This window comes from Peribacillus sp. NPDC097198 (assembly GCF_044762055.1).
GTDB lineage: Bacteria > Bacillota > Bacilli > Bacillales > DSM-1321 > Peribacillus.
In genome coordinates this window covers 208,547-227,300 of record NZ_JBIWDO010000007.1, presented here as the reverse complement: position 1 = coordinate 227,300, position 18,754 = coordinate 208,547, and the positions used below count along the sequence as shown (strand labels likewise).

General features: G+C 42.6%; 23 protein-coding genes. 4 read left to right on the top strand and 19 right to left on the bottom strand.

Annotated elements, in window-relative coordinates; all coding sequences use genetic code 11:
* Positions 1-26: 26 nt before the first annotated feature.
* Complete coding sequence (locus ACIQXQ_RS14545) at positions 27-1,814, bottom strand: M3 family oligoendopeptidase (RefSeq protein ID WP_402958361.1); 1,788 nt, start codon at positions 1,812-1,814, stop codon at positions 27-29.
* Positions 1,815-1,980: 166 nt separating this feature from the next.
* On the opposite strand from ACIQXQ_RS14545, the gene ACIQXQ_RS14540 reads away from it, so the two are divergent.
* A complete protein-coding gene (locus ACIQXQ_RS14540) occupies positions 1,981-2,274 on the top strand; it encodes a hypothetical protein (RefSeq protein WP_402958359.1) in 294 nt (97 codons plus the stop codon).
* A 189-nt stretch (positions 2,275-2,463) separates the two neighbouring features.
* On the opposite strand, the gene sigK is transcribed toward ACIQXQ_RS14540, so the two are convergent.
* Entirely contained in the window at positions 2,464-3,195 is a 732-nt protein-coding gene (sigK, locus tag ACIQXQ_RS14535) for an RNA polymerase sporulation sigma factor SigK (RefSeq protein ID WP_402869661.1), read from the bottom strand.
* Positions 3,196-3,526: 331 nt separating this feature from the next.
* On the opposite strand from sigK, the gene ACIQXQ_RS14530 reads away from it, so the two are divergent.
* On the top strand, positions 3,527-3,721 hold the full coding sequence (locus ACIQXQ_RS14530; protein ID WP_402869663.1) for a sporulation protein YjcZ: 195 nt from the start codon (positions 3,527-3,529) through the stop codon (positions 3,719-3,721).
* Between the two features lie 388 nt (positions 3,722-4,109).
* On the opposite strand, the gene ACIQXQ_RS14525 is transcribed toward ACIQXQ_RS14530, so the two are convergent.
* The 6 genes from ACIQXQ_RS14525 to ACIQXQ_RS14500 all read right to left on the bottom strand — a co-directional run bounded on the left by ACIQXQ_RS14525 (position 4,110) and on the right by ACIQXQ_RS14500 (position 8,563).
* Positions 4,110-4,250: a YrzI family small protein gene (locus tag ACIQXQ_RS14525; protein ID WP_402958356.1), complete on the bottom strand. Its 141-nt coding sequence runs from the start codon at positions 4,248-4,250 to the stop codon at positions 4,110-4,112.
* 423 nt (positions 4,251-4,673) lie between these two features.
* Positions 4,674-4,940 (bottom strand): YrhC family protein, encoded by a 267-nt coding sequence (locus ACIQXQ_RS14520; protein WP_402958354.1) that lies wholly within the window; start codon positions 4,938-4,940, stop codon positions 4,674-4,676.
* A gap of 105 nt (positions 4,941-5,045) precedes the next feature.
* The gene (locus ACIQXQ_RS14515) at positions 5,046-6,182 is read right to left on the bottom strand and encodes a bifunctional cystathionine gamma-lyase/homocysteine desulfhydrase (RefSeq protein WP_402958352.1); all 1,137 of its coding nucleotides are present in this window, start codon (positions 6,180-6,182) and stop codon (positions 5,046-5,048) included.
* A 1-nt stretch (position 6,183) separates the two neighbouring features.
* The gene (locus ACIQXQ_RS14510) at positions 6,184-7,107 is read right to left on the bottom strand and encodes a PLP-dependent cysteine synthase family protein (protein WP_402958350.1); all 924 of its coding nucleotides are present in this window, start codon (positions 7,105-7,107) and stop codon (positions 6,184-6,186) included.
* A gap of 105 nt (positions 7,108-7,212) precedes the next feature.
* Positions 7,213-7,908 (bottom strand): 5'-methylthioadenosine/S-adenosylhomocysteine nucleosidase, encoded by a 696-nt coding sequence (gene mtnN, locus ACIQXQ_RS14505; protein ID WP_402958348.1) that lies wholly within the window; start codon positions 7,906-7,908, stop codon positions 7,213-7,215.
* 16 nt (positions 7,909-7,924) lie between these two features.
* The gene (locus tag ACIQXQ_RS14500; RefSeq protein WP_402958346.1) at positions 7,925-8,563 is read right to left on the bottom strand and encodes a class I SAM-dependent DNA methyltransferase; all 639 of its coding nucleotides are present in this window, start codon (positions 8,561-8,563) and stop codon (positions 7,925-7,927) included.
* 137 nt (positions 8,564-8,700) lie between these two features.
* On the opposite strand from ACIQXQ_RS14500, the gene ACIQXQ_RS14495 reads away from it, so the two are divergent.
* Entirely contained in the window at positions 8,701-8,913 is a 213-nt protein-coding gene (locus tag ACIQXQ_RS14495) for a DUF2536 family protein (protein WP_402958344.1), read from the top strand.
* A 41-nt stretch (positions 8,914-8,954) separates the two neighbouring features.
* Here the strand turns inward: ACIQXQ_RS14495 and ACIQXQ_RS14490 are convergent, their stop codons facing one another.
* From ACIQXQ_RS14490 to mltG, 8 genes are all read right to left on the bottom strand, one after another.
* Positions 8,955-9,596, bottom strand: coding sequence for a YrrS family protein (locus tag ACIQXQ_RS14490; RefSeq protein ID WP_402958342.1), 642 nt, complete (start codon positions 9,594-9,596; stop codon positions 8,955-8,957).
* Between the two features lie 86 nt (positions 9,597-9,682).
* A complete protein-coding gene (locus ACIQXQ_RS14485) occupies positions 9,683-11,434 on the bottom strand; it encodes a peptidoglycan D,D-transpeptidase FtsI family protein (protein ID WP_402958340.1) in 1,752 nt (583 codons plus the stop codon).
* A 92-nt stretch (positions 11,435-11,526) separates the two neighbouring features.
* The gene (greA, locus tag ACIQXQ_RS14480; RefSeq protein ID WP_402869683.1) at positions 11,527-12,003 is read right to left on the bottom strand and encodes a transcription elongation factor GreA; all 477 of its coding nucleotides are present in this window, start codon (positions 12,001-12,003) and stop codon (positions 11,527-11,529) included.
* Between the two features lie 278 nt (positions 12,004-12,281).
* The gene (gene udk, locus ACIQXQ_RS14475) at positions 12,282-12,920 is read right to left on the bottom strand and encodes a uridine kinase (protein WP_402869685.1); all 639 of its coding nucleotides are present in this window, start codon (positions 12,918-12,920) and stop codon (positions 12,282-12,284) included.
* A gap of 1 nt (position 12,921) precedes the next feature.
* A complete protein-coding gene (locus tag ACIQXQ_RS14470) occupies positions 12,922-14,193 on the bottom strand; it encodes a peptidase U32 family protein (protein ID WP_402869687.1) in 1,272 nt (423 codons plus the stop codon).
* Between the two features lie 24 nt (positions 14,194-14,217).
* On the bottom strand, positions 14,218-15,147 hold the full coding sequence (locus tag ACIQXQ_RS14465; protein WP_402958337.1) for a peptidase U32 family protein: 930 nt from the start codon (positions 15,145-15,147) through the stop codon (positions 14,218-14,220).
* A complete protein-coding gene (locus tag ACIQXQ_RS14460; RefSeq protein ID WP_402869691.1) occupies positions 15,134-15,799 on the bottom strand; it encodes an O-methyltransferase in 666 nt (221 codons plus the stop codon). Before ACIQXQ_RS14460 ends, ACIQXQ_RS14465 begins: the two co-directional genes overlap by 14 nt.
* 257 nt (positions 15,800-16,056) lie before the next feature.
* Complete coding sequence (gene mltG, locus ACIQXQ_RS14455) at positions 16,057-17,193, bottom strand: endolytic transglycosylase MltG (protein ID WP_402958335.1); 1,137 nt, start codon at positions 17,191-17,193, stop codon at positions 16,057-16,059.
* Positions 17,194-17,530: 337 nt separating this feature from the next.
* On the opposite strand from mltG, the gene ACIQXQ_RS14450 reads away from it, so the two are divergent.
* Entirely contained in the window at positions 17,531-17,686 is a 156-nt protein-coding gene (locus ACIQXQ_RS14450) for a hypothetical protein (RefSeq protein ID WP_402869695.1), read from the top strand.
* 58 nt (positions 17,687-17,744) lie between these two features.
* Here the strand turns inward: ACIQXQ_RS14450 and ACIQXQ_RS14445 are convergent, their stop codons facing one another.
* From ACIQXQ_RS14445 to ACIQXQ_RS14435, 3 genes are read right to left on the bottom strand one after another with little or no spacing between them, the layout of a single operon-like run.
* Positions 17,745-18,041, bottom strand: coding sequence for a DUF1292 domain-containing protein (locus ACIQXQ_RS14445; protein WP_402869697.1), 297 nt, complete (start codon positions 18,039-18,041; stop codon positions 17,745-17,747).
* Between the two features lie 11 nt (positions 18,042-18,052).
* The gene (ruvX, locus tag ACIQXQ_RS14440; protein ID WP_402869699.1) at positions 18,053-18,478 is read right to left on the bottom strand and encodes a Holliday junction resolvase RuvX; all 426 of its coding nucleotides are present in this window, start codon (positions 18,476-18,478) and stop codon (positions 18,053-18,055) included.
* On the bottom strand, positions 18,478-18,747 hold the full coding sequence (locus tag ACIQXQ_RS14435; protein WP_402869701.1) for an IreB family regulatory phosphoprotein: 270 nt from the start codon (positions 18,745-18,747) through the stop codon (positions 18,478-18,480). Before ACIQXQ_RS14435 ends, ruvX begins: the two co-directional genes overlap by 1 nt.
* Between the last annotated feature and the right edge of the window lie 7 nt (positions 18,748-18,754).

Here is an 18,754-nt window from a genome sequence, read left to right as displayed (position 1 = left end):
CACCCTTTTTTTTGCAATTTTCCGCTTCATGCCTTTCGAACAAGTGGATCCGTCAAACGCATAAATTCCTCAACATCCTGCATACAGGTAGAAACCGCTTCTTGCCAAAAACCTCGTGTGGTTATATCGACACCCAAATGCTTCTTAGCCAAGGATTCCACATTCATCGAACCTGTATCCTGAAGCAGGGCGATATACTTCTCTTCGAATCCAGCAGGTTCATTCAGAGCTTTCGCATAGATACCTAACGAAAATAGGTAACCGAATGTGTACGGGAAATTATAAAATGGAACATCGGTGATATAAAAGTGAAGCTTCGAGGCCCAGAATGTCGGGTGATACTCATCTAACGCATCCCCATATGCCTCTTTCTGAGCATCGACCATCAGCTCATTTAAACGCTCAGCACTTACATATCCTTGTTTTCTTTCCTCATAAAACCTAGATTCAAATAGAAAACGGGCATGGATATTCATTAATAACGCCACGGAGCGCTGAATTTTATCTTCTAGAAGAATCAGCTTCTCTTCCTCACTGGATGCTTCTTTCAAAGCTGCATCAGCTACGACCATCTCAGCGAATGTAGAAGCTGTTTCAGCCACGTTCATGGCATATGAGCGATTTAATGGATGGATATTCCCCATCACATGGGAATGGAAGGCATGTCCCAACTCATGGGCCAATGTCGATACATTCGAAGGCGTTCCCGAATAGGTCATAAATATCCGGGATTGATGATCCAGTGGGAAGCCTGTACAAAAACCGCCTGGTCTCTTGCCTGGTCTATCCTCCGCTTCAATCCAGCTGTCTTTGAATGCCTTTTGGGTGAAATCCGCCAATTGACTTCCGAATTTCGAGAATTGTCCAATAATGAAGTCTGCCCCTTCTTGATACTCCATTACTTTCGATGTGGCCGTAACAGCAATAGGTGCATCCAAGTCAGCCCAACTCAGTTTTCCCACTTCAAGCATTTCAGCCTTTCTATGTAAAAACCGCACAAGTGGTTCTTTATTGTCAGCTATGACCTGCCACATGCTTTCGAGCGTCTCTTTCTTCATCCTGCAGATTTCCAGGGGTTCCTTCAAAATATCGTTCCAGCCCCTTTTTTCATTCACGCTAATCCGAAAGCCCGCCAAATGATTCAAGGTCCTTGCAAATAGTTCACCCTTTTCTTCCCATGCACGTTCCCAAGCTGTAAATAATTCGTTTCGGACACTTTGGTCCGGACTGGAAAATTTATTTGCCGCCTGACCGATAGAAAGCTCTTCCCCTTTAAACGGAACCGTCATCGAACCGACGAGCGTATCATACATTTGGCTCCATCCTTCAAATCCGTCCATGGACAACTGGGTGATCAGCGACTCTTCCTGGACCGAAAGTTTCTCTTTAGCACGGTCTCGACGCTCATTCAATACATAGGCCAGTTCATTCAACGGTTCTTTCTTGAAGACATTCTCGAACCAATCATCATCCAACTGGACCAGTTTTTCATCCAGTCTACTTAAAGCGACTTTCAAGGATGCTTCCACCTTCATCAGTTTGACCCTTAACTGACCTGCTTTTTTATCCTGAACATTTTGGGCCTCAAGGCAACCGATAAAAGCCCCTGCTTGTTCCATTTTCATTTTGGTGACTTTGTACAGATCGAGAGCCTTGATCAAAGTCTTTTCACTACCCTCTGAATTCAACAGACACACAGCTTGATCCAATTCCGTCACTTCTTGTTTGATTTCATCCATTAGGAGCAGAAATTCCGCTGAAGAGCTTCCCCCTTTAAAAAAGACATCCAAATCCCACGTTAAAGAATATCCCATACATAATTCCTCCTTATTATCAACAACACCATTATAGAGGGTCCATCCATTTTTTCCTATTCATAAGGAAGATTAAGTAGATTTTTGTCTAATTGTTTTCCCGCTTTCCATTTTATAAGCATGATATGATTGATGTACGTAGTAATCGAAAAGTTGGTGGTCCTTTTTGAAGTTCATTATCCACTTTTCAGTCATTGCCCTTCTCCTCTGGACACTGCCCCATTCCTACCAGCAGCATACTCCATTGACCCTTGAAGAGGGCAATGACGTACACCTTTTGAAGAAAATCGAGAAGAAGTTTGCACTGATACCTTTCTTGAAAGTCAGCCTAATCCTCATCGTTTTGCTAGTGAAAGAATCATGGATATTCCTGTTCCTTTATTTCCTCTCTGCCTTCCGCCGACGTTTTTTCAATCCTGTCTTTTATCAGGCGAATTACATAGCTTCTCTCACTCACTGATTTTACAAAAAAAATCGAGGAGTGATGGATATGTGGTTCCGCCTAATCATGATTGGAATCTTTTCGTTAACTGCATCACGTCTATTTCTGTTCCAGGGCATTGAAATCTACCATGCCTTTGCAGACCTGATTCGCAATAAATAAAAAAACGAAGAGAGTGCGGAAGCAAGAATCCGCACTCTCTTCGTTTTACATCCCATTATCTTTGGCCTTCTTTTCCTTCTCTTTCTCCGCACGATAAAATTCATGGAACATCTTCATCAAGGCACGCTTTTCAATTCTTGATACATAGCTACGAGATATGCCCAGTTCTTTAGCAATCTCTCTTTGCGTCTTCTCTTTCTTTAAATCTAGTCCAAACCTTCCAACGATGACTTCCTTTTCACGCTCATCCAAAACACCAATATACTTCTTCACTTTTTCTATTTCCATATTAAGCTGAATCGTGTCAATGACATCCTCTGATTCTGATTTCAATACATCAATTAAACTGATTTCATTTCCTTCTTTATCTTGACCGATTGGATCATGCAGGGAAATATCCTTTTTCGTTTTTTTTGTTGCACGTAAATGCATCAGGATTTCATTTTCAATACAACGTGCTGCGTAAGTGGCAAGCTTCGTGCCTTTACCGTCGGAATAGCTCTCAATAGCCTTTATCAATCCAATGGTCCCGATTGATATCAGATCTTCAGTATCTTCACCGGTATTCTCGAATTTCTTGACGATATGGGCCACTAGCCTAAGATTATGCTCGATGAGAATATTACGGGCTTCCCCATCCCCTTCACTCATAAGCTTCAGATACTTCTTCTCATCTTGTGAAGATAATGGCTGGGGAAAAGCATTATTTTTCACATAGGAAACTAATAAGTAAAATTCCTTGATGAGATAACCGACTGCAGTAAGTATTCCAGGCATTGGTTTCATCCTCCCGCCTCATTGGGTGTTTCCTTATCCATACCTATGCGGTTGTGGGCTTGTTCTTGTCTGTACCACAAAAAGAAATCCTCCGCTTGGTTCATTACGTTGCTAGAGAGTGTCTACCTGCATGGATTTTCTCTGGAATATCCATGATTTTAGGATTCAAGGATTGATGAACCTGTCTACAAGATGCCCACAAAAGCACCTAAGCGATTAATAGAAAATGTGGGAGGGAAATCATTCAAGAATTCTCCTTTTAAAATCCCAATCAAACATAGACAAACTTACATATAATGATAGGGAATTTAAGCGGAAGGGAGGGATTTGTATGGGATACGGCTATGGACCATACGGATATAATTACGGTGCTCCATGCCCAGCACCTTGTTATGGCGGAGGTGGATTCGGTCTTGGAATCGCCTTGATCGTCGTCCTCGTCATCTTACTGCTGTTATTCGGATTCTGGTTCATTCCTGGTGGATTCGGATTCGGGGGCTGCGGAGGACCGGGGCCATGCTGTTAAAATAGAAAAAACTCGGCCAAGTGCCGAGTTTTTTCTATTTTACATAGTCCATGATGCTGTGCAGCGGTTTATCGGCATCGACAGAAACATTTACAGCGATTACTGTTCCAATGACAGTCGTAACAACCAGTACCATTACGATTGAGAACATTCTGAATCACTCCTTATAATTGAACCTGTCTTCAATTTACCACGTTTATGTGATTGCCGACCGCTGCTATTATGAATACTTTTCATACAATCCATGGCGATACTGTGAAGATTGCCCTACCTGCGTTAGCCGGTATCCTTCTCCTGCCAGTAGCAACACTTTTCCCCTTTTATAATAGCCCATTTAATCATATTGATCTCCACCTTTCATTTTAATATTTCCTACGTGCCCCTTAGATTAGAAAAAAGGACGATGCCTCATTGCTTTATCTAGGTGTTGCTCACGTAATTTCCTGATTCGATCTTCTTGCAAACATTCCTCAGCAGTCATTTTCCTCATTTTGATCGTGATTGTAAAAAACAGCATATTCAGTGTCATAATATCACCTCCTTTAAGGGGGCGGCTTACCAAAAAGGCATAAAAAGGCCGCAGAAAGTTCCTTCCTCCTGCGGGATTTTAAAAAATATAAAAAGGCCGCAGGGTAAAAGGATTCTCCCTGCGGCCATTATGTCTGAATGATTAATAAAGCCCATTTGCTTTAAGAATATTCCGCATGGCACAGGTCGAATAGTATATGATTGTTTGTTGGCAAGATCCAGCTAATCAGCTTAATGTTGATTTCAAGTAAATAAGTTCTCATCTTCTTCGACCTCCTTTGGAATATTATTTGGTAAGTATATCCAATAAATAACGTTTTGTAAATAGACTTTTTGTAATTTTAGAAATTTTTTCTGTTCCAGAACATAAGGTAATAAAAAAAGCCTGATTCCCCAGTTACACTAGGAGAATCAGGCTTGATTGCTATTGTTGTAAAAAATCTTGGTCATCGCTTTCGTCCAAGATTTTTTTATATTTTTTGGATATAAGGAAAAAGAGGATGGACAAACCGAGGAAGAGTACAGTCGCTCCCATATAGACATTGGTGGAAAGGTCCGTTTTTCCGGTTGTAGGCAGTATCGTTCCTAAATAAAAGAACGCTCCTACACATAATAAGGTGATCGCAAATTGTTTAAAATCCGCCATTTTGGAACGTAGAGCAGCTGCCGTTTGATTTTTACGGTTTTTCATCCCATTCACCCCTTCTTTCTTCTAGTAAACAATCTATATCTCATTCTACCATATTAATTCCAAATGGTTGGGTGTAAATAATGGGAGGAAACTGTGTAAGTGGTTCTATCCTTCTAACGCCTGTTCTAGATCTTCCAAGAGGTCTTCCACATCTTCCAGCCCTACGGATATTCGGATTAGTCCATCCGTGATGCCTAAGTTTGCGCGTCGTTCGGCTGGAATCGAGGCATGAGTCATCAAGGCCGGAACCGATATAAGGCTCTCCACAGCCCCAAGGCTTTCAGCAAGGGTGAAGTATTTCACTTTTTGAAGCACCCGTTCTGCCTTCTCACCACTGCCGACATCGAATGAGACCATGCCACCAAAACCCCGGGATTGCTTTTTGGCTATTTCATGGTTGGGATGATTGACGAGGCCTGGATAATACACCTTTGAAATTGATTCATGCCCGGTTAGGAAACGGACAATTGCCGAGGTGGTCCTTTCGTGTTCTTCCATTCGAATGCCGAGTGTTTTCATTCCGCGCATCAACAACCAGGAATCTTGAGGCCCCAGCACGCCTCCTGTGGAGTTCTGGACAAAGTGAAGGTCTTCCCCTAGTTTTTCGTCATTCACGACGGCAAGACCAGCCACAACGTCACTGTGGCCCCCAAGATACTTCGTTGCACTATGGAGAACGATATCTGCCCCGAGCGTAAGCGGATTTTGCCAATATGGAGTACTGAACGTATTATCCACAATGGTTAGCAGGTGGTGTGCCTTCGCTATTTTAGCTATTTCTTCAAGATCGGTGATTTTCAATAAAGGATTGGTCGGGGATTCAATGAACAGCGCTTTTGTATTCTGCTTAATCCCTTTTTCTATAGAGTCTATATCACTCGTATCGATAAAGGTGGCCTCCAGCCCAAAACGGTTCAGGATTTTTGTCATCACCCGAAAAGAGCCTCCATAAACGTCATCAGTCAGCAAGACATGATCCCCTTGATTAAAGAGCATCATCACAGCCGTCATTGCCGCCATTCCGGAACCGAAGGCAAATCCCCGTTTCCCCCCTTCAAGCTCCTTGATCAATTCCTCGAGAGCATGGCGGGTCGGATTGCCGGTACGGGAGTACTCATAGCCCCTGTGCTTTCCAGGCCCATCCTGTTTGTATGTGCTTACCTGATAGATTGGCACCGATACGGCCCCTGTTTTTTGATCGCCAAAAATGCCTCCATGAATCAATTGCGTCTTCTTCCTCACTTCATAGGCCTCCCCGATAAATATTTTTGCTTAAATAACGCTCGCTGGAATCCGGAAAAACGACGACGATATTTGTACCTGCCCGGGCCTTTTCCGCTTCCATCAAGGCCGCGGCAAACGCAGCACCAGAGGAACTCCCGACGAGCAGTCCTTCTTTCAAGGCTAATTCTTTCACCTTGGCAAAGGCCTCTTGATCGGTTATCGTATGAATCTGATTAAAATACGCCTCATCCATGTAAGCGGGTAAAAACTCCATGCCGATTCCTTCTGTTTTATGGGGTCCCGTTTTCCCGCCGTTTAAGATGGATCCCTCCGGTTCGACGATGACGGTTTTGACTGCAGGGTTTTGTTCTTTTAAATATCGGGATGTCCCCATGAAGGTTCCTCCAGTTCCCGCACCGGCAACAAATACATCGATCCTGCCATTGAGCTGCTCCCAAATTTCCGGACCAAGTGTTTTATAATATGTCTCCGGATTCGAGGGATTGGCAAACTGTTGAGGACAGTATGCACCAGGAATTTCGGCAAGAAGTTCCTTTGATTTGGCAATGGCTCCTTTCATACCGTCTTCAGTGGGGGTTTGCACAACTTTTGCCCCAAGAGCACGCATCAGCTCCTGCTTCTCGCTACTGAATTGCTCCGGTACACAAAAAACCACATCGACACCCTGGTTAATCGCTGCCAAGGCTAAACCTATCCCTGTATTTCCAGCGGTCGGTTCGATAATGGTCCCACCTCTTTTTAATGCTCCCGTGGCAAACGCTTGCTTCAAAAGTTCTTGGCCAAGACGATCCTTCACGCTTCCCCCAGGATTGAGGAATTCCAATTTAGCATAAATCCGGACATCATTCGGAATCGTGAAAGAAGTGATTTCCATCATGGGCGTCTTGCCAATCAAATCATGTATGCTGTGAATGACCTTCATAGTGGACATCCTCTCTAAGTTTTCTTAGAAGCTTAGTTGGTTTAAAGGTGGAGATAAAGAATAATCAGCGGAATGGCTTCCGCTGATCACTAGCTGTTTTGTGGCTTATTTCATTTTTTCAACCATTTTCAGAATCAGTTCTGCTGAATGAAGCGCCGCCGTTTCCAGGAATTGATCAAAGGAAACATTGGACTCCTTGCCAGCGATATCCGAAAGCGAGCGAATAATAACAAACGGTGTCTGGAATTGATGTGCAACCTGAGCGATTGCTGCCGCTTCCATTTCTACCGCATATAAATTAGAGAATTTACCTCTGACGAATTCGACACGAACCGGATCATTCATGAACGAATCACCCGTCACGATCAATCCTTTTGCCACTTGGATATCTTTAATTTCTTTAGCCGCTTCTTCTGCTATTGTGAATAGCTTTTCATCCGGGATGAAAGCAGCAGGCAGTTGTGGCACTTGACCATATTCATAGCCAAAAATCGTTACATCCACATCATGATGGCGCACTTCAGTTGAAATGACGACATCGCCGACATTCAAATCAGGGTGATATCCACCTGCAGATCCCGTATTAATGACTGCATCCGGTTTGAACTTTTCCAAAAGGATTGCGGTCGACATGGCCGCATTCACTTTTCCGATTCCTGATTTAAGCAAAATGACCTCGATTCCATTCAATGACCCTATATTGAATTCCGAACCGGCAATCGTCACCTGTTCCAGCCCTTCCAATTTATCGCGTAAAATCGTAACTTCTTCTTCCATTGCTCCGATTATGGCTACCTTCATTAGTAAAAACCTCTTCCTATATTTTTTCCGCCTCCATAATCCAAACAAATGAGTTGCAACGCTCAAAATTCACAGTGAACCCATGTTTTACAAGCACTTTTTCCAAAAAAGGAATCGTCGTGTAATATTCTGTTTGCAAATCCTTCGCCAAATTATGAAAGCCTGCATCCTCTGCATCCCGAATCGCTTGATCATGCGCTTCTTTTGATTGATACATGGTATCCGCAAACACTATTCTACCACCAGCATTCAGTAACTTTCCATAGTTGGCAATGGCTTTTTCTTTTTCTTCATCCGTTAAATGGTGAAAAGCATACGTACTAACGATTGAATCGACCTGTTTCGGCATCGGAAAGTCGATGAAATCACCATCCACGATTTCCGTTTTATCCTGTAACTTTCTGATTGCTATTTCTCTCATGGCTGGAGATGGTTCGATCCCAGATACCGTGAGACCGGCTTTTATCATCCGTTCCGTCAAGTTCCCCGTTCCCACCCCAAACTCCAATACATGGCCATGGGACCGGCTCGCGACACTATCCAATATTTTGTCATAGTGCTTAAAAACCTCTTGATATTCAATATCCTGTCCCTTGACGGATTCATCATACGATTTAGACCATTCATCAAATAGTTCCAAAAACTCTCTGCCCATATTAATCACCTTTTTATGAGAAATAATCATACCTATGAACAGAATATGAGAGTAAACAAAAACGGTTCGCATTTTTTAGGCAGTTTCACCAGATTTGATGGTACACTAACACTATCAAAACCTTGGAGGAATATAGTATGGATTTTCAACTTGACTTAAATTTATTCGAAGATAAAATTGAATTTTTCGAAGCGGAAAGCATCAAGAGCCTAGAAGAAAAGATCCAATCCCAAATCGAGATCAACAAAGCGATCTTGCTACAGGTGCACTCCGTATCACACCAAATGTATGTTAGTGAAGAAGGACGCCGCTTCTATAGCGCCGTCGTCCATTTTAAAGCGAAAAAATGAAAAAAATCCCGGAAAGCCATCGCTTTTCGGGATTTTCATGCTTACTTTTTATCATTCACTTTCAATTCTTCGACTTTGACTGGTCTCCATCCAGAACCGTCCACCCACTCGATATGTACACGATACGTTTGTGATTCGTTTCCATCTGAAACAGTGCCGATGGCCGTACTCGGAGATCCACCGTTTTGTAACCACCATAACTTCATGCTGCCTTCGTCCACACCAGCTCCAAGGGCAATCGCCTTACGCATTTCATTCCAGTCAACCGAACCCTTTTCGAAGCTTGTCGTATGTTCACCCGATTGCTCTGTACCAACCGGTTTCCAACCCTCACTCGTATAAGCCTTCTCGACATTGCCATCTCCGCTTGCCTCCACTTCTACAAGCTCAGCATCCTTGTCCTTATCTTCCTCAGTCGTATCTGTCGCTTCTGAATCTTCTTCATCTGCTTCTTCTTCCTCGACTCCTGGTGCATCTTCTTTTTTCTCTGTTTTCTCAGCTTTCTTCTGTTGTTTTTCAGTGGTTTGTTTCGGCTCGGTTGTCGCTTTTTCTGTGGAATCGTCATCACTAAGGAAAATCGTGGCTGCCACAATGACAATGAGAATGGATACGATGGTAATCGCGATATTATAAATTTTATTTAATTTTCGTTTTTGATCTCTCTGATTGAATCTAGAACTCAAGATCCATTCCTCCCTACCTTTACTTTCAGCCTCATTCTATCATGATTCAGCTGGAGATAGAAGGGGAAGGTTTCCTACACTTTTCGTCAATTCTCGCGTATATTCTGGTCCTTGCTATATAGAACATTTACAATATCTGAAAATAGAGGCGTCATGCTGGAACTACTTTCATTTGTTTCAAAATTCACCGTAACCAGTGCATATTTGGGATTTTCATACGGAAAATACCCAGCAAACCATTTATTGAGCTCCCCTTTTTCAATGTTAGTCTGTGCAGTCCCCGATTTCCCTGCGACCTCAACAGGAAGGTTCTTTAGAGAAGCACCGGTCCCTTTCACTTCCGTGACCACCTTTCGTAAAAGATGTTGCAATTTCATCGCCGTATAAGGCTTCACTGTATCTCCCGCCATTGTTTGTGTAGGAAAGTCGACTACTGTCGTGCCGTTGTCGAATTCTACCTTCGAAACTGCTTTGACCTGTTCTTTCTTCCCTCCTCTTGCAATGGTCGCCATCATATTGGCAATGGCAAGTGGTGTGGTTTGGACATCCTGTTGACCAATGGATGTCTTGGCAATCATTTTCGGATCCTTTTTCAATTGTTCATCATGCCATACCTTTCCTTTTTGTTCATGGTACAACTGGGTGACGGCCGTATGGTAAACATCCCCCTGCCATCCGGATTGGCCAACCAACCCCAACATTTCAGCATATTTATCCAAAAAGTCCGGATCCTTTACGGCGATTTCCTTCGATAATTCGGCAAATGTCCTGTTACAGCTCTGGGCAAAGCTATTCTCAAAATTCAGCCTGCCAAGCTCTCTCTGTTTATCGGCTTCCCCTTCAATCGTTTTATCACAATCAAACGTTCTAGTCGGGCTCGCAGCCTCGTAATCAATGACAGCTGCTGCCGTTACCGTTTTAAAAACGGATCCGGGCGTTTTTTGAGTGAGCATCGTATTGATGGCACCTTCGCCATTGGGGTCCTTTTTATTAAGGGCGGGGCGGGACACCATGGCCACGATTTCGCTTTTTTCAATATCAATCAGCACAAGTCCACCTTTTTTAATCCCGCGCTCATCCACGAGCTTCTCTGCTTCTTCTTGAATGCTCTTATCGATGGTCGTGATCACTTTGACGGGGTAAAGAGGGTTGGCAGGTTCCACATATTTTACGTCCACGCCAAACATCGGACCCCCACTGGCATCGACATGAAATACGAGCTTTGATTCTCCATCGGAAAGTAAGAACTCATCAAATGTCCTTTGCAAACCCGTATTGCCAATTTTCGTATCTGCAGAAAGCTGCATATCCGGGTAGCGCTTTTTCTTTTCGGCATCCGATATATTCGTTGTACCAATCAATTGTGCGGCGGGTATTTGATCATGATATAGCTTTTCGTTCACCGCAAATACGCCAGGGATTTTCAATTCATTGATTGCCTTGGACTGATCCAAGGTTAGCTCGATCGGGTCATCCCCACCAAAAACAAAGGGATCTTTCGCTTCTGCGATCGACTGTCTCAGTTCCCATTCCGTCCTGCCGATTATGGAGGCGACTTGATCTATAGGCCAGTTCATCTTATTTAAAAACGGAAACAAAACAAGTGTCGGGATTTCTTCATGGGCAAGTGGAATGCCATTTCGGTCGTAAAACTTCCCCCGTCCGTCGTCAATCTTTAAAATTTGCGAGCGTTGGTTTACACTTGCTTCTATTAAATTCACATCATGCTTGGAAAAGGATTCTGTAGACACTAGTTGGATATAAGCTATTCGGCCAATGAGCATCAGCATGAACATAGCCAAGACAACTGCAAGTATCCTCATTCGTTTCTTTTTCATATAGAAACACCTCGTTACCATTGTTGACGAGGTTCGGATTTTTAAACACTAAAAAGAGGATGCCCTCATGGACATCCTCCTGGAAAACGCTATTAGCTAATAGAAACGATTTTGACGCTCATTTCGCCGCCTGGCGTTAGGATTGATACTTTGTCGCCAACTTTTTTCCCAATCAAGCTTTTGGCAATGGGAGAATCATTCGAGATTTTGCCTTCGAATGGATCTGCTTCAACGCTACCCACGATGGAATACGTTTCTTCATCACCATTTGGAAGTTCTATGAATGTTACAGACTTACCAAGAGTTACTGTATCTGTATTCAAATCATTGTCTTCAATGATTTTAGCATTACGAATCATGTTTTCGATGGTAGTGATACGACCTTCAACAAATGCTTGCTCTTCTTTTGCAGAATCATACTCAGAGTTCTCTGAAAGATCGCCAAAACTACGGGCGATTTTGATTCTTTCCACCACTTCTTTACGTTTAACCGACTTTAAATGTTCTAGTTCCTGTTCTAACTTCGCTTTACCTTCGTTAGTCATTGGATATACTTTTTCAATTGCCAAAACCCTTCACTCCTTCAAATTCTTCACAGCTGACATCCCGCCGTGACCAGTTTATGTACTCTATAAGTGCTTACCCGAAAAAAAATATATATAATCACATGCCACTACGGAACAACCGTCCCTTAGTATATAAACCGACTGCATTAAGCAGCCGGTTCGTTCTGTATCAAGAATAGATTATTGTGTTTTCCAACATTTGTCCAGTCTTTCCCTATAAATAATTGGGATTTTTATATATATGAGGTAAAATGGCACCTATCATTATTTATGCTATGTTATTACAAAAAAGACTTTTGTTCAAGGATTGTTTGTATTTTTGTTACCATGAGGTCAATTGCCACATGGTTTTGCCCACCTTCAGGAATGATGATATCGGCATATCGTTTCGTCGGTTCGATGAACTGATTATGCATCGGGCGAACGACGCTGATATATTGATCGATGACAGAATCCAAGGAACGGCCACGCTCTTTAATATCACGAGTCATACGTCGAAGGATTCGCAAATCTGCATCTGTATCCACATAGAGCTTCATATCCATCAAGTCTCTTAGGCGTTGGTCTTCCAATACCAAGATTCCTTCAAGAATGATGACGTCTTGTGGTTCAACCGTTATGATTTCATCTGACCGCGTATGATTCGCGTAATCATAAACCGGTTTCTGAATCGTTTCATATTTCAATAATGCATTGATGTGTTCAATCAATAAGTCATTATCGAATGCAAACGGATGATCATAATTCGTTTTCAAGCGTTCCTCAAACGGCAAGTGGCTTTGATCTTTATAATAATAATCTTGTTCGAGCATCAAGATGGAATGTCCATTGAAGAATTCAAAAATTGAGCGTGTTACACTTGTTTTACCTGATCCCGACCCACCGGTAACTCCGATGACTACTGGTTTTTTCCTTGTCATGTTAATTCTCCTTACGCATCATATTGTTCACATATACCGGCTTATCTACTTGAATGCGGACAATTTGAAGCGGATGACGTGCTGCGTCCAACTCTTTACCCATTTCATCCCAGATAATGCCGATTTTTTGAGTAAAGTTCTCAATCTCGGGTCCGAAGAATTCCACTTCATCACCAGGCTTGAAGAAGTTACGCTGCTGTAAGGTAGCAATTTGAGTTTCCTCATTATAATCAAGTACCAATCCAGCGAAGTCAAAGCGAGTCTTTACGGTATGATTCCCGAACATTTGTTGTTTATACCCAGGGATTTCCCCCTCCATGAACGATGAAGCCGTCTCACGGTTTGCACATTTATCAAGCTCTTCCAACCATTCAGGTTGAATCTCGTAATGATCCGGATCTGCGCAATACGCATCAATCACTTTACGGTAGACACTGATTACCGTTGCGATGTAGTGAATGGATTTCATCCGGCCTTCGACTTTTAAACTATCAATCCCAATTTCAATCATGCCTGGCAAGGATTCGATCAACTTCAAATCTTTCGGACTCATCGCGAATGGTGCATCTTCTTTATCGAATAACGCTTTCTCCCCATCCTGATTCAATTCGTACAAGTCATAATCCCAACGGCAAGACTGACAGCATCCTCCCCGGTTGGAGTCACGTGCCGTCATATGGTTGGAAAGTGTGCAACGGCCTGAATAGGCAATACACATTGCCCCATGTATGAAGGTTTCAATTTCGATGTCGACTTTTTCCTTCATTTCACGGATTTCATCAGCACTCGTCTCACGAGCTAGCACGACACGCTCCAGACCTTCTTCTTTCCAATACTGGACAGCCTTCCAGTTCGTAAGCGACTGTTGCGTGCTCAGATGAATTTCTACTTCCGGAGCCACACGCTTACACGTTTCGATGATCAATGGATCTGCCACGATAATCCCATGAATCCCCGTATCACGAAGGCCTTCCATATATTCTTCAAGACCATCGATATTTTCATTATGGGCATAGATATTCGTAGTCACATATATTTTCGCCCCGTACTTTTTAGCGAATTCGACGCCTTCCTTCATTTCTTCAAACGTGAAGTTTCCGGCATTCGAACGTAGACCATATTCCTGTCCGCCAATGAATACGGCATCTGCGCCATAATGGACAGCAATTTTTAGTTTTTCCAGATTACCAGCAGGAGCCAGCAATTCAGGTTTTTTTACAATGACTCTCTTTCCATCAACTATCTTGGAAATTTTATCAGCAATAGCATTCAAGGCTATTCCTCCTCTTTCCCTTACTTAATAAACCGATTCTTTAAAGAAGAATCCGGTATCTAACTCACGGTTATCAGGTTGAATCGCTTGGACTTTTTCGAACAATTCCATTTTGACATCCTCATAGCGATCTGGATCATCCGCACATAAATCTATCGCCTCACGGTATAATCTTGTGACCGCTACAATGTATTCGGACGTTTTCAGGACCCCATCGATTTTCAGGGAATCCATTTCCGCTTCCATCAATTCCTGAAGTTCATCAATCATGCACATATCATTCGGACTCATGATATGCGTACCGTTTTCATCTTCATATATCGGGTATTTATTTTCACGTTCCGTATCATGCAGGAACATATTCTTTTGTTCTGTTCGGTTTCCGACTTTCAACGCCTTGCCTTGGTACTCGAAATAGTTGCCAAGTAGCGTACGCTTCGACTGGAACATACATGTCATGCCGTGAACTTGAACTTCAATTTCAACTTCGGCATGCTCCTTCATTTCGATGATTTCGTCCAAGCTGATTTCACGGGCTGCAACGGCCCGCACCGCTCCGCGTTTCCCCCAGTAATTACAGGTGTACCAGTTGGTAACCGTCATCTCTGTGTTCCAATGTAATGGCATATCAGGGGCAACAGCCCTTACAGCCATCAGGACTGCGGGGTCACCGTAGATAATCCGGTCAGCTCCTGCTTCTTGTAGGAAAGCTATATAGTCTTCAAGCTCGTCCACTTTATCATTATGAAAGATTGCATTCATGGACACGTATACTTTTTTACCTGCAGTATGCGCCATTTCAATTGCCTTCTTAACGTCCACACGAGTGAACTCCCCCGCTAAACGAAGCGCATAACGCTGCTCACCGATTACGAATGCATCAGCACCCGCCTCGATCAGTTCAGCTAGATGTGCGATATTTATCGGAGTCACCAGTAATTCAGGCTTTTTCATGTTTGTCACCTCTATGTTTACTAATAGCTACACCATCACCAATCGGTAAAATCACGGTATCGTAATGAGGATGGTCATGCAGCCAAATATTAAAGTCTTTTATTTTTCTAATAAGCGCTCGCTTACGTCTCGTCATTTCCATCTCTTCGATGTTTTCAGCAACCAAGCCTTTAAATAATACATTATCAGTAATGATTATGCCAGCTTCATTCAGGAAAGGTTCGAACAGCTCAAAGAAACGCTTGTACTGTCCTTTCGCTGCATCCACAAAGATGATGTCGAACGGGCCATGATCCTTCACGTGAGGCCCTGCTTCTAGTGCATCGCCTTCTATGAGTGTGATTCGCTCCGAAAGACCAGACTTGGCTATGTTCGCCTTCGCCTGTTCAATACGCGCTTCATTCCGTTCCAGCGTGACAATACGCACATCCGGTAAGGTTTCTGCCATTCTAATCGCCGAATATCCGATTGCTGCGCCCACTTCCAATATGGCCTTCGGTTGGTGAAGCCTCAAAATCTGTAGCAGCACCTCTATTCCTTCAGGCTCCATGATCGGTACATTATGTTCCCTTGCAAAATCCTCTAGCTCCTTAATCAATCCGGTACGTTCCGGAAGTAAGTCGTGAAGATATTGGTCTATTTTTCCGTTCAAGACATTTCCTCCAATGATAAAAAAAACGAAAGCGTCTTGGCCGGCTCTCAATGAAATTCCGCATCATATACAAAACGAACTAGAACCAGCATCACTTGACTATCTACGTTTCCTTATCTTTTCAAAATAAAACCCGGCAAAAGCCGAGTTACAGTCATCAATAAAATCGGATCTGAAATTTTTACGTTTACTATTCTATCATAAAAACAAGGGGAAAGTAATATCCCTCTCCCCTTAGTCCCTATTGGCCTTGCCATTTATTTATTGGTAATATGCTGTGCCTTTTTATTATTGTGCTCTTCCAGTGTTTTGGAATATAGAACTTCTCCTTCAGGTGTAGCCAAGAAATAAAGGTAATCGGTCTTCTTAGGCTTTAAGACCGCTTCAATCGAGGACTTTCCGGCGTTAGCGATCGGGCCTGGAGTCAGGCCTTTGTTTTTGTACGTATTATATGGTGATTTCACCTCAAGGTCTTTGTATAGGACCCTGTCTTTGTGTGAGCCTTTTGCATACAAAACGGTAGGATCCGTTTGTAATGGCATATCTTCCTTGAGTCGATTATAAAAGACGGAAGCAATGGTTTTGCGATCGACCTGAGCTGTTGCTTCTTCTTCAACGAGTGAGGCAAACGTCAGTAACTGGTGGGCCGTATACTCTTTTTTCTCCATCAGTGATTCGAATGGCTGAAGGGTTTCCTCCGTTTTCTGGAGCATCTCCACTACCATGGATTCAATGGATGGTTTTTCTTCATAAAAGTCATAGGTTGCCGGATACAGGTACCCTTCAAGTGGATATACGACATTTTCATTATCGATTTCCGATGTCAGAAGCTCAGGGAATCTCGTTTGCATGGATTTTACGAATTCCTCATTATTCAATTTCTTAAATATCTCTTTAGAGTCTTGATCTGTCTTCACAGCGATAATATCGGCTATTTGGACTAGCTGCTTGCCTTCCGGAATCGTTATCCTAAGGACGGCCTCTTTCATCAGTTTCCCGGTTTTGATGCTCGTCACAATATCCTTGATTGGCATCGATGGAGAGAGCTTATACTCTCCTGCCTGAAAGCCGGATTCATTTCGGAACTTAATATAATATTTGAAAACACGCGCGTCTTTGATGATTTCCTGCTCTTCAAGCAAAATCGAAATATCACTAATGGAGGAACCAATCGGTATTTTCACCGTCTTGATCGTATCATCCTCTGGATCAAAGGGCTTCATCGCCGAGTTAATATAGAAGAATCCCACAAGGACGACTATCCCTACAATTAAAATAAGTGCAGCAATCGTAATCATGATAATTTTACGGACAAGCTTGGCCTCCCCTTGTTGTTCTAGCATCTTCATTCGAATATGTTGTTTTTTAGATAGCTTTTGATTCTTTTCATCCATTTCCATTCCCCCTGCAAACTGCACACCCACTACAGATTGTTTCTAGAAGATGCTTTCTCTAAGAATAACTTTGCTTCGAATATTATACTAAAACCTACAAATAAATACATGTTTTTTGTATAACTACCTTCGTTCCTACTCTATTTATGGCAAAAGAAGGCCAGTTTTGTCAATAGAAGGTGGTTACTTTATAGGAATAAAGTGATAGGTTCCCGTCTATGTAAATACAATGAATTTTCCGAACTTCGTTGTATCAGTTCCTTTAATTCATACAACTATTTAGATATTCATGATAAAATCCTTTTAGTGTGGAAGGGCGTGGAAGGGTGTGGAAAAAATGGATAATTCCTATGTCATGGGGTGGGGCACATTAGCATTAATCAATGCTGGAATTGCCCAGGGTAAAAACAGAACAGGTTTAAATTGGTTTCTATTATCATTAGTTTTAGGTCCAGTCGCTACTTTTATTCTCTTGTTTGTGGAGAAAAGATAAGGGAATGGGGACATACTAAAAAAACTGGCCTTGGGATACAAGGCCAGTTTTTGAGAAATTATCTTCCTTCTTCTTCTGCTTCTTCATTATCAAGGAATGTATTCAACATTTCCTCGACTAGATCCCACTCTTCTTCAGTTTCGATTGGAGCAAGCTCACCATCTTTGCTGTCTTCACTTGGTGTGAATGATGAAGCGTGGATTTCAATTTCTTCCTCGTCATCTTCAGCAGACATTGGGTAATAAAGTACGTAAGATTTGTTGAATTTCTCAGAGTCAAATGTGAATAAGATCTCACAAAGCTGTTCGTTACCATTCTCATCTACTACTGTAATATTGTTTTCACCGTGTTCCATTTATCTTCACCTCATATTGAATTTGTTTGTCTGTCCAAGAACCCTTGTAGAATCATGACAGCTGCCATTTTATCAATGACTTTCTTGCGTTTACTTCGGCTCACGTCCGCCTCGAGAAGGACACGTTCAGCTGCCATCGTTGTCAACCGTTCGTCCCAGAGAAACACTGGCAGCTTGAATTTCCATTCTAAGCGCTTGGCGAATTCTTGACTGATTTCGCCGCGCGGGCCAATGGTTCCGTTCATGTTTTTCGGGAGACCAATGACAATCTTAGAAACTTCGTATTCTTGTATGATTTCCTTGAGACGTTTTAAGCCGAATTCGTTTCCAGCTTCGTTAATTTTGATTGTTTCCAATCCTTGTGCAGTCCAACCCATCGCGTCACTCACGGCGACACCGATGGTTTTTGAACCTAAATCAAGACCCATTGTGCGCATTAGTATTCCTCTCGATGGTTCTTAAGATACGATTTGACCAATTCTTCAATGATTTCATCGCGTTCCAGCTTGCGGATTAAGTTGCGAGCATCCATATGGCGCGGGATATAGGCCGGGTCACCTGATAATAAATAACCGACAATCTGGTTAATCGGATTATACCCTTTTTCCTGGAGAGCCACATACACTTTTGACAAGACTTGCTGAACATCTCTTTCGAATGGTTCTTCAGGGAAATTGAACTTCATCGTTTTATCAAAGGAACTCATTATCATA